This window comes from Nostoc sp. FACHB-110 (genome assembly GCF_014697425.1).
GTDB lineage: Bacteria > Cyanobacteriota > Cyanobacteriia > Cyanobacteriales > Nostocaceae > Nostoc_B.
Genome location: NZ_JACJRU010000019.1, coordinates 111,961 through 123,031, shown reverse-complemented (window position 1 = coordinate 123,031; position 11,071 = coordinate 111,961). Strand labels below are relative to the sequence as shown.

12 protein-coding genes are annotated in these 11,071 nt (G+C 41.8%); 6 read left to right on the top strand and 6 right to left on the bottom strand.

The window, feature by feature from the left end:
* Nucleotides 1-100 precede the first annotated feature (100 nt).
* Entirely contained in the window at nt 101-1,183 is a 1,083-nt protein-coding gene (locus H6G69_RS18500) for a DNA methyltransferase (RefSeq protein ID WP_242072105.1), read from the top strand.
* Here the strand turns inward: H6G69_RS18500 and H6G69_RS18495 are convergent.
* The gene (locus H6G69_RS18495; RefSeq protein WP_190690389.1) at nt 1,157-1,759 is read right to left on the bottom strand and encodes a hypothetical protein; all 603 of its coding nucleotides are present in this window, start codon (nt 1,757-1,759) and stop codon (nt 1,157-1,159) included. The two genes, H6G69_RS18500 and H6G69_RS18495, sit on opposite strands and share 27 nt — an antisense overlap.
* Before the next feature lie 127 nt (nt 1,760-1,886).
* Between H6G69_RS18495 and H6G69_RS18490 the strand changes: the two genes are divergently transcribed.
* The 4 genes from H6G69_RS18490 to H6G69_RS18475 all read left to right on the top strand — a co-directional run bounded on the left by H6G69_RS18490 (nt 1,887) and on the right by H6G69_RS18475 (nt 4,125).
* Nucleotides 1,887-2,489: a hypothetical protein gene (locus H6G69_RS18490; protein ID WP_190690386.1), complete on the top strand. Its 603-nt coding sequence runs from the start codon at nt 1,887-1,889 to the stop codon at nt 2,487-2,489.
* 77 nt (nt 2,490-2,566) lie between these two features.
* Nucleotides 2,567-2,779, top strand: coding sequence for a hypothetical protein (locus H6G69_RS18485; protein ID WP_190690383.1), 213 nt, complete (start codon nt 2,567-2,569; stop codon nt 2,777-2,779).
* Nucleotides 2,780-2,785: 6 nt separating this feature from the next.
* Nucleotides 2,786-3,202 carry a hypothetical protein gene (locus H6G69_RS18480; RefSeq protein WP_190690380.1) on the top strand — a complete coding sequence of 139 codons (417 nt, stop codon included), beginning with the start codon at nt 2,786-2,788 and terminating at the stop codon, nt 3,200-3,202.
* A 275-nt stretch (nt 3,203-3,477) separates the two neighbouring features.
* Nucleotides 3,478-4,125: an EcsC family protein gene (locus tag H6G69_RS18475; RefSeq protein ID WP_190690377.1), complete on the top strand. Its 648-nt coding sequence runs from the start codon at nt 3,478-3,480 to the stop codon at nt 4,123-4,125.
* Between the two features lie 275 nt (nt 4,126-4,400).
* Here the strand turns inward: H6G69_RS18475 and nifD are convergent, their stop codons facing one another.
* The 4 genes from nifD to nifS form a co-directional block, all read right to left on the bottom strand.
* Complete coding sequence (gene nifD, locus H6G69_RS18470) at nt 4,401-5,789, bottom strand: nitrogenase molybdenum-iron protein alpha chain (RefSeq protein ID WP_190690374.1); 1,389 nt, start codon at nt 5,787-5,789, stop codon at nt 4,401-4,403.
* A 153-nt stretch (nt 5,790-5,942) separates the two neighbouring features.
* Entirely contained in the window at nt 5,943-6,830 is an 888-nt protein-coding gene (gene nifH / locus H6G69_RS18465) for a nitrogenase iron protein (protein ID WP_190589864.1), read from the bottom strand.
* Between the two features lie 221 nt (nt 6,831-7,051).
* Complete coding sequence (gene nifU / locus H6G69_RS18460) at nt 7,052-7,966, bottom strand: Fe-S cluster assembly protein NifU (protein ID WP_190690372.1); 915 nt, start codon at nt 7,964-7,966, stop codon at nt 7,052-7,054.
* Nucleotides 7,967-8,077: 111 nt separating this feature from the next.
* Nucleotides 8,078-9,280, bottom strand: coding sequence for a cysteine desulfurase NifS (gene nifS, locus H6G69_RS18455; protein ID WP_190690369.1), 1,203 nt, complete (start codon nt 9,278-9,280; stop codon nt 8,078-8,080).
* A 111-nt stretch (nt 9,281-9,391) separates the two neighbouring features.
* Here nifS and xisF point away from each other — a divergent pair, with 111 nt between their 5' ends.
* Nucleotides 9,392-10,936: a fdxN element excision recombinase XisF gene (xisF, locus tag H6G69_RS18450; protein WP_190690366.1), complete on the top strand. Its 1,545-nt coding sequence runs from the start codon at nt 9,392-9,394 to the stop codon at nt 10,934-10,936.
* Here the strand turns inward: xisF and H6G69_RS34405 are convergent.
* Nucleotides 10,933-11,061 (bottom strand): hypothetical protein, encoded by a 129-nt coding sequence (locus H6G69_RS34405; RefSeq protein ID WP_277883411.1) that lies wholly within the window; start codon nt 11,059-11,061, stop codon nt 10,933-10,935. The two genes, xisF and H6G69_RS34405, sit on opposite strands and share 4 nt — an antisense overlap.
* Nucleotides 11,062-11,071 lie beyond the last annotated feature (10 nt).

Here is an 11,071-nt window from a genome sequence, read left to right as displayed (position 1 = left end):
TCCTCTTCACTCTCGGCGATCGCAATTTTAAATGGACGGCTCATGGTTGGGTTAACTTACCAAGTTTGCTTTTCTCCATTATATGCAGCTTCATTTTTAATTGGTATTAGAACCGCAAACTATTCTTGATCCATTTGCAGGCTCCGGTACTGCTTGTATCGTTGCTGATCAATTGGGCATTAATTCTTACGGTGTTGAAGCACATCCTTTTGTATATCGACTGGCTAAAGGAAAGCTGTCATGGAATGTAGATAGCTATGATTTTGTAGCAGCCATAAATGAAATTACAGAGTGTGCAACAAATTTAACACTAAAATTACCTGAAAATATTCCTGGTTTATTAAGCAAGTGTTACACGCAGGAAACACTGTTCAACCTCTTGAAAATTAAGCAAGCATATCTAGAAATTACTCCAAACTTATCTGAAGATTTGCAATCTCTAATCTTTTTAGCAATTTGCGCTATTTTACGCTCATCCAGCCATGTAGGTACAGCACAATGGCAATACATTCTCCCAAATAAACGAAAAGTCAAAATTTGTGAACCTTTTGAAGCACTAGATAAGCAAATGTCTCTGATGCGAGAAGATATGCTTTATATGCAGTCTCTTGCTAAAGTTAGCCGAGCTAACTTGATTCAAGGAGATGCGAGAAATTTAGCAGGTATTCCAGATAATGTAATTGATTTAGTTATTACCTCTCCACCCTATGCAAATAATTATGATTATGCAGATGCAACACGTCTCGAAATGACTTTTTGGGGTGAAGTTAATTCTTGGGGAGATTTACATGAGACAGTCCGTAAATTTTTAATCCACTCAAGTTCACAACACGTTTCTAAAGAAAAACTTAGCTTAGATGCTTTGATAGCTGAATCTGTTATTGAACCAATCAAAGATGAACTAATACCTGTTTGTAAAGAGTTAGAAGCTGTTCGAGCAACTAAGGGTGGAAACAAGGCATATCATACAATGATTGCTGCTTACTTTGCTGATATGGCAAATGTATTTTATGCTCTGCGTCGAGTTACAACAGATAATTGTCAAGTTTGTATTGTAGTGGGAGATTCAGCACCTTATGGTGTATATGTTCCTGTTGAGAAGTGGTTAGGTAAATTAGCGATCGCACTCACTTTTATTAAAATTCCCACAAATCAATTAACTATTTTTCACCATCCATACTAAAATTCCTAGAATTTCTTCCACAGGCGGGAGAGGATAATCCATCAAGTCGATAGTCACAAGATTCTCTTCTAACTTCAAAAATCGCCATTGCGTACCATTACTAATCGAACCATAAATAACCGAAATCGGACGATTTTTTGCAACATTGAATCTTTGTGCTGCAACCATCTCTGCAATACATTGCCCGAATCCAGTTCTTAAGTCTGCTTTTTTGGCTTCTACAATCACAACTACAGGCGCTTCAATTTCTAGCACTTCGGGCGATTTACTTAAAAGAAAATCACACATTCCATTAAGTCCAACTGCCTCATCAACTGTAAAATCTTCTCCAGAAAATAAGCTAATTTGACGGCTTAATATGCGTCTGACTTCTAATAATACCGGGTAAATAATCCCCTCAGAACGCGCTTTTTCACTAGCAGAAGCAGCAAGTGGTAGACTTTCTTCAAGATATGCAGTAAGTGTAGGAGACGCTTCTATTGGTTCAGTTGGGGGAATAAATCGTCCACCCTCCTGGGTTTTTAATCCGAAAGCTTCTTTAACTTTACTGATAGTTGTAAACTGGCTATAAGGCATAATTACTAATTTTATTTACAAGTCTAGATTCAGTTTAGCGATTTAAGACTTGTTGTTTGCAGTAGCGATACCTCCGATAAGCTACGCTAGGGCATATATCATCATACAATCAAAGCACTGCAAAACTATGGCTTACAGTGACTTTACTTTAGAAAAGGCTGCTGCTGTTCTGGGAATCACCACTCAAGAAGCTGATTTGTTTCCCCAGCTTGTACCTCTTCCTATACCTGCTTGGTTGGATGAAACTCTCAAAAAGCGAACTCAATTATTTTTGATTAGTGAAAAAGCTCGGAGTGAGTTTATTATTGCACCAATTCTACTAGCCTGCCGTGATATCAGCCAAGATAGGTTAGCTATTTTTTCTGGACAAAGGCTGGATGTTGATCCAAGCCAAGGTTTGATAGGAGAATGTGATTTTATTCTCGCATTAGCTCCACCTTTACCACCTCTAAGATCGCCAATCATCACCATTGTAGAAGCTAAGAAAAATGATGTTGAAGCTGGGTTAGGACAATGTATCGCCCAAATGGTAGCCGCAGATTTATTTAATCGTTCATCTAACCAAGCAGAAAAGCCTGTGTATGGATGTGTAACAACAGGTGAAGTATGGCAATTTCTTCAACTTTCGCAAAACATAGCTTTTGTTGATCAGCAGAGATATTATTTGGATAACATAGGGGCAATTTTGGCAATTGTGCAGACAATTGTTCAGCAATTCAGTAGTGAGTAGTTAGTTGCTTGATTGAATCTGCGATCGCCTGTCGGGCAAATCCAGTTACTATTGAGTAAGCTGTAGAGGTAGAGATTATGACCTTAGGTGAGATACTTCCTGCGATTCGGCAACTTTCCGCAATAGAAAAACTTAAACTAATTCGGATTCTAGCAGAGGATTTGGACGTAGCTGAGGATATATCGCCATTAGAACCTTTCAAAACTTACGAATTACCCACCCCATATAATAGCTTTGGGGCTGGTGCAGTTTTGATGGATACGCTTAAGCAATCCGATGTAGAACATTAATAGTGTATGCGATTTAAGTATTCAACTCTTAGCCCAACACAAAACGAGTTTGATAGTCTACCGAGAATACCACTTGTTTTACGACGAGGTGATCAAAGCATTGAGACAATTGGCTTAGTAGATAGTGGAGCTACCGTTAATGTTTTACCCTACGAATTAGGTCTTCAATTGGGTGTTGCTTGGAATGATCGCCAAGCTATTATTCAACTAGCAGGAAATCTTAGTAATCAGCCAGCAATACCTTTATCTGCATCTGCTGAAATTGCAGACTTTCCAGTAGTCAAGTTAGTATTTGCATGGGTGCGTAGCCAAAATGTACCACTAATTCTCGGACAAACCAACTTTTTTCTTGAGTTTGACGTTTGTTTTTACCGTTCCCAATTTGAGTTTGAAGTCAAACCAAAATCCTCAACAGCAACTTAACAAAGCTTCATTTTGAAAAGACGTTTCCACACTAGTTACACCATTAGAGTTAATAGACCGCAAAATGACGAAGAATGATGAAGCAATTAGCTAAATACGTAAAATTTCACCTGTCGTGGGTACTTGAAGCTTGCTGTTCTTTTTGCACTGAGTAAAATGTTTAGTATTTATGCACGAAGAAATTATTTGAAATTTACAGAGATATAGAGATATTGCGGTGGTTATATGACAAAAGCTTGAGATAGAAAAGATTAGATATTTACGAATTAAATTCTATGGTTTCAGCTAACGCAGGCGATAATAACAGCAATGCCATAAAAGCAACTCTTAAATGGATAGCTGATGCTGGAATTAATGGGTTGGGGATTCTACCACCTGCGGAGAAAGTTGCAACAGATCACTTGAGCAAAAATGCTAGTGTTGAAGATGCTATTAATTCAGTTATTGCATGGCGAACTACGTATGCTGCTGGCACAGGTTTTATCACTGGATTGGGGGGGATTGCAGCAATGCCTATTACTATTCCGGCAGGTTTAGCAGCATCCTACGCCCTTGGAGCAAACACGGCCGCCGCAATAGCTCATCTTAGAGGATATGATATCCACTCTGAACAAGTGAGAACAATGGTACTTTTATGTCTAATCGGTGAAGCTGGTGAAGAGATTCTAAAAACCGCAGGTATCACTATTGGCACAAAGGTATGCCAAAATTTAATCAAGCAAATACCGGGTAAAGTTTTGATTGAAATCAATAAAAAAATTGGTTTCCGGCTAATTACTAAGGCTGGTGAGAAAGGTGTAATCAATATTATGAAAATGCTGCCTCTAGTAGGGGGTGTTGTTGGAGGCACATTTGATGGCATATTTGTGAATAGCTGTGGAGCAACGGCAAAAAAAGTATTTGTTCGAGCGTCAGGTAAATAAGAGTAGTTAGTGCGATCGCTTTCTTGATCATCTTGTTGAGTGAAAGCGATCGCCCAACCGCCCCCCAATTAATCTAAAATAATGCTAATTAAAATAGTCTTTTAATTTACAGATTTCATCTAACCAAAAATTAACCACAACCCAAAAACCATACCCCACAAGAGTTATACTGTCTCAAGTAGCAAAAACATATCGTTCCCACATCACCCTAAAACGCGCATTTAGGCTAAAAATAGACTCATTTTTCTCCCATCACCAAAAAAACTTACATTACCTCATATCTGCATCCCGTCGCCAAGTTCGGAGTAATCCCAAGAGTGCATTTGACGGAAGGGTAGACCCATCTTTTGGAAGGCGTACTTCTCTTTAATACCAGAAGCGATTAGGTCAGGCTTCTTAGCTTTAACGAATTCCTCGAATTCGTAGGCGGTAACGTCATCGTAAATGATGGTGGCGTTATCGATATAGTGGGTGGTACGTTTGTAGTCGTCGTTGTGAGCGAATTCGTAGCCTGTACCGACAACTTTGATACCCAAATCTTCAAAAGCGGGAACAACGTGGCGAGGACGTAGACCACCTACGTACAACATTACGGTGTTACCTTCCAAGCGAGGACGATACTTTTCAAGTACCGAATTCATCACTGGTGTGTACTTAGCGATGACTTTCTCAGCGTTTTCTTGAATCTTAGAGTCAAATTTAGCGGCGATTTCGCGTAAAGATGCAGCAATCTTGGTGGGGCCGAAGAAGTTGAATTCCATCCAAGGCATACCGTATTGTTCTTCCAAACTACGGCAGATGTAGTTCATAGAACGGTAGCAGTGGATGAGAACTAATTTAGCAGCAGGGCCTTGAATCAACTCGTTGAGTGTACCGTCACCAGACCACTGAGCTACAACACGCAAGCCCATTTCTTCTAATAACATCCGGCTTGCCCAAGCATCACCACCGATGTTGTAGTCACCGATTAATGCTACGTCGTATGGGCTTGGCTCGAAGTCGAGAGTATTGTTTTTCTTAGCCTTGTCAAATTCAGGGAAAATCCAGTCACGGATAGCGTCGTTAGCGATGTGGTGGCCTAAAGACTGAGATACACCACGGAAACCTTCGCAACGTAGGGGTACAACTGGCTTACCAATTTGCTTAGAAGCTTTTTTAGCTACAGCTTCGATGTCATCCCCGATTAGACCGATGGGACATTCAGATTGAATGGAGATACCACGGTTCAAGGGGAAGAGAACTTCTAGCTCTTCGATAATTTTGGTTAGTTTTTTGTCACCACCAAATACGATGTCGCGTTCTTGGAAGTCGGAGGTGAAGTGCATGGTACCGAAAGAGTTGATACCTGTTACACCTACATAGTAGTTACGACGACCAGACCAAGACCAGTAACCGCAACCTACGGGGCCGTGGCTGATGTGGATCATGTCCTTAATAGGGCCCCAAACCACACCTTTAGAACCTGCGTAAGCACAACCACGGGCGGTCATTACACCAGGAATGGATTTGATGTTAGACTTAACGCCGCAATCAGATTTGCTTTCTTCGTGGACGTTGAGGTGTTTTTCGCGTTTTTTGCGAGCTTTTTCGGGGTAGGCTTTAAGGACTTCTTTAATTAGTTCCTTATTTTCATCTACAAGATTTTGGTTTTCTGGAGGTGTCATAGTCTGTCTCGGTAACAGTTAAAGATGGGGAAATGGAGGGAAAAAAGGGAGAGGAGAAGAATGAAGGCTGAAGGCTAAAGCTGAATGAAGGGAATTTTCATACTTCACACTTCATACTTCATATCTTTCCTTGACTCCTAATTAGGGAATTACTTACTTGGTAGCTTCTGCGGGCTTACCAATGATTTCTGCGTGCTTAGAATCGTCATCGAGAATACCGTATTCGATCAACAGTGCTTCTAGTTCATCCATTTCGATTGGTGTAGGAATGGTGAGCTTGTCGTTGTTGATGATCTTCTTAGCTAATGCACGGTATTCGTTACCTTGAATGCTGTCAGGTGCGTACTCGTTAACGGTCATCCGACGCAATTCAGCGTGTTGAACGATGTTGTCACGAGGTACGAAGTGAATCATTTGGGTGTTCAAACGTTCAGCCAAGTTTTCGATCAGTTCAGCTTCACGGTCAACTTTACGGCTGTTACAAATCAAACCACCTAAGCGTACACCACCGGAGTGAGCGTATTTCAAAATACCACGAGCGATGTTGTTTGCAGCGTACATCGCCATCATTTCACCAGAGGTAACGATGTAGATTTCTTGTGCTTTACCTTCACGGATAGGCATAGCGAAACCACCGCACACAACGTCACCCAATACGTCGTAGGATACGAAGTCTAGGTCTTGGTAAGCGCCGTTTTCTTCTAAGAAGTTAATAGCGGTGATGATACCACGACCAGCGCAACCTACACCGGGTTCTGGGCCACCAGATTCTACGCAACGAACACCACGGAAACCGGTGAGCATTACTTCTTCGAGTTCGAGGTCTTCTACTGCACCGCGTTCAGCAGCCAAGTGTAATACGGTGGTTTGAGCTTTGGCATGGAGCATCAAACGGGTGGAGTCTGCTTTAGGGTCGCATCCTACGATCATGATGCGTTGACCCATTTCTGCCATAGCTGCCAGGGTGTTTTGGGAGGTGGTAGATTTACCGATACCGCCTTTACCATAGAAAGCTATCTGTCTGATTCTTTCGTCAGTCATGGTTCTCTTTTCCTACAATTGGTTGGTTAGTGGGTCTTTGTTTTTGTTTGAGAATCTCACGCCTGTTGAGCTATGGCTGTGAGTGGTTGTAGAACGCCGCCGGTGGCGATCGCTCTACCGAAAATCGCGTTAGCATAATGTACATTTAGTTGGTTATGAAGTTGTGAAAGTTCTTTTGGTTGTTGACTGTTAACTGTTCACTGTTAACTGTCAACTGTTAATTAGACTGCTTCTACTACAATGTCTTTGCTGATGCGATCGCGCAGTCTGGATTCAATCGCTATCTTTAAGGTGGCGGTGCTGCTGGGACAAGAATCACAAGCACCTTTGAGGATGACTTTAACGGTGTTTCCTTCGATGTCGTACAGTTCTACATCTCCGCCGTCTGCAATCAGGACGGGTCTGACTTCTTCGTCGAGAACTTTTTGAATTAAGGCAATCTTTTGAACGTTTGTTAGTGGTCTTGTGGCTGTGGCTATTTGACCTGATTTAAGAATTTCTGGAGCTTTTATGCCGTTAATGCTGTTTTTACTGGCTGTGGCGACTTCCTGCTCTACATCTTTAATAATATCATCAATTTTTGTTAAACAGGAACCGCATCCGCCACCAGCTTTGACATAATTTGTTACCTGCTCCGCAGTCGTAAGGTTATTTTCTTTCACTACGCGGCGAATTTTTGTATCAGTGATACCAAAGCAGGAGCAAATTAACACGCCTTCGTCATCGTCGTCATGGGCAGCCAAAGGAATGCCACGATAGTTATAAATTGCGGCTTCTAGGGCTTCTTGACCCATAACTGAGCAGTGCATTTTGGCTTCGGGTAAGCCGCCGAGGTAATTGGCAATATCTTTATTAGATACCTTCAAGGCTTCATCTAAAGTCAAACCCTTAACCATTTCTGTCAACGCACTCGAAGAAGCGATCGCACTGGTACAGCCAAAGGTTTGAAAGCGTGCATCCAGAATCTTATCAGATTCTACTTCTACTTTCAGGTGGAGTCTTAAAGCATCACCGCAGGCAATACTTCCTACTTCTCCCGTTGCAACCTTAACTCCAGGTTCACCCGTTTCTTCGATGACTCCCTGATTTTTGGGATCGTAAAACAGTTCTAATACTTTATCTGTGTAGTCCCACATATTTTAAGTGCTGAGTGCTGAGTGCTGAGTGGAAAGTATGAAGTATGAAGGATGAAGTATGAAATTTAGTATTCTTTCAGACTTTAACCTTCATCCTTCCTTACTCCTTATTTATCGATGTGCCAGTGTTTGTTCTTGAGATTGCAACCAACCTGCGTCGTCGTTTTTGAATGGCGACAGAGCGCGGAGACGTTCTACAATTTCGGGCATGACTTCAATGACGCGATCGATTTCAGCGTCGGTGGTGTAGCGACAAAGGCTGAAGCGAATGGAACCATGCAAAGTGGTGTATGGTAAACCCATTGCCCGGAGAACGTGGGATGGTTCGAGTGAACCAGAGGTGCAAGCGGAACCAGATGAGGCACAGATATTGTGTTTATTTAACAAAAGTAGGATTGCTTCACCTTCGATATATTTAAAACCGATGTTGGTGGTGTTGGGCAATCTATTTTTGATATCGCCGTTAACTTCACAGTCAGGTATTTTAGCAAGGAGAGTTTGTTCCAGGCGATCGCGCAACTTTCTTTCTCTCGCAGTTGCTTCTTCTATATGCAGCAATTCCAACTCGGCTGCTTTTCCTAAACCAACGATACCTGGAACATTCTCTGTACCCGCGCGGCGACCGCGTTCTTGGTGTCCACCAATCAACAGGGGACGGAATCTCACGCCCCGGCGCACATACAACGCGCCAATCCCTTTGGGTGCGTGAATTTTGTGACCAGACATAGTTAACATATCTACTGTGCTGGTCTTCATATTCAGGGGAATCTTACCCACTGCTTGCACTGCATCGACGTGGAACAGTGCGCCGCGTTCTTTGACGCGCAATCCAATCTGCTCAATCGGGAAAATCGTACCTGTTTCGTTGTTAGCATACATGATGCTGACCAAGGCAGTATTCCCTGTCAGGGAGGCTTCTAGTTCATCTAGATCCAACTGCCCCTGACTATTCACCGAAAGATAAGTAACACTATAACCTTGGGTTTCTAATTGTTTGCAGACATTCAGCACCGCCGGATGTTCTACTTGGGTGGTGATGATGTGGCGCTTTTCGGGCTGGGCTAACAAAGCGGCGCGAATGGCTGCGTTATCTCCCTCGGTTCCACAACTGGTAAAAACAATTTCTGATTCATCTGCACCGAGGAGGGCGGCTAGTTGTTCTCTGGCTGTTCTCACTGCTTTAGCCAGTTGACCGCCAAAGGTGTGCATACTTGAGGGGTTGGCATAATATTCGGTTAAATAAGGCATCATTGCCTCTAAAACCTGTGGGTCTACCTTAGTAGTCGCATTATTATCTAGATAAATGACGCTCATTATTTATACCCCTAGGATTTCACCCTGATGCTTTTGAATTTGTTCAGAGAACTGCTGAGACTAGAAGTATTTGCTATCTAATATAATTGAAAGTCGTATCTATGCGTTGTTATGGAAAGTTGGGGTTATGCCAGAGTTAGTGGTGAAGAACAGCAAACAGATAAAGGTGCGTTGCGTAAACAAATAGAACGCTTGCGTGGTGTAGGATGTTCCAAAGTATATTGGGATATTCAATCGCGGACAACGGAAGTCAGGGAAGGTCTGCAACAATTAATTAATGATTTGAAGACATCGCCCAAGGGTAAAGTTAAATCTCTGCAATTTACCCGCATTGACCGGATTGGTTCATCATCGCGGTTGTTTTATTCATTGTTGGAGGTGCTGCGTTCCAAAGGAATTAAACTCATAGCCTTAGACCAAGGAGTAGACCCCGATAGCTTGGGTGGAGAATTAACCATAGATATGTTGCTGGCGGCTGCCAAATTTGAGGTCAGAATGGTGACAGAGAGATTAAAAAGTGAACGTCGTCATCGGGTGAACCAAGGCAAAAGTCACCGAGTTGCCCCATTAGGATATCGTATCGACAAAGATAAATATATCTGCGATCGCTCTCCATGCGTTTGTTTGTTAGAAGGACGCAGAGAATTAACTGTATCTGATGTAGCGAGGTATATTTTTAATACTTTCTTTGAGTGTGGTTCAGTGGCGGCGACTGTGCGGAAGTTGCACGCAGATTTCGGTATAGAAACAAAAGCTTTTGATTTGAACAAACCAGAAACATCTTCACGGATTGTTAGTGATGATGACTTAGATAAAATTGTATTTACACCACATAAAACTAACCATCCCTTGCGTTATCCTTGGTCTGGGTTGAGATGGTCGATCGCAGGTTTAAAGGCATTATTAGTCAACCCTGTTTATGCTGGGGGTTTACCTTATGATACTTACGTTAAATCAAAGGGGAAACGCAAAAACTTTGACGAGTGGAAAGTAAAATGGGGAACTCATGATGATCAGGCAATAATTACCTACGAAGAACACGAACGAGTCAAACAGATTATTAGAGAAAATCGCAATAATCGCTGGGCTTCTAGAGAAGATAAAGAAGTAAACCCATTTGCTAATTTAATCAAATGCGCTCATTGCGGAGGTTCGATGACGCGCCATGCAAAAAGGGTAAATAAAGATGGTGAAGCCATTTATTATTATCAGTGCCGTTTGTATAAAGCTGGCAACTGTAGCAATAAAAATATGATTTCATCAAAAGTATTAGATATCCAAGTAGTAGATTTTTTAGCACAAGAAGCCGAACGGTTAGCGAATTTAGTAGAAACAGATGAACCATTACCAATAGAGGAACCCGCAGAAGTCAAAACCCTGCGTGCATCGCTGAATACATTGGAAACCTTACCACCAAGTTTAGCGATAGAACAAATCAAAAATGACCTCAAAGAACAAATTGCGATCGCGCTTGGAACAACACATAATACAGCTAAAGAATCTCTAATTGCTAAAGAACGAATTATACAGGCTTTTGCTAATAAAAGTTACTGGCAAGGATTGAAAGGTCAAGATAAACGATTAATACTCAATGGCTGTGTAAAAAAAATATTTGTAGATGGCCACTTCGTTACAGCCATTGAGTATCGTTACTAAGCAGTTTTGTTTTTGGACTTTGTTTTTTGTTCTGGAATAGCCGAGGTAGATTGTAGCTCGGCTTTACGTTTTTCCCATTCTAAAACTGTGCGAATTACAACTTGTGACCAAGATTCGTAAGCCATAAGCACCATT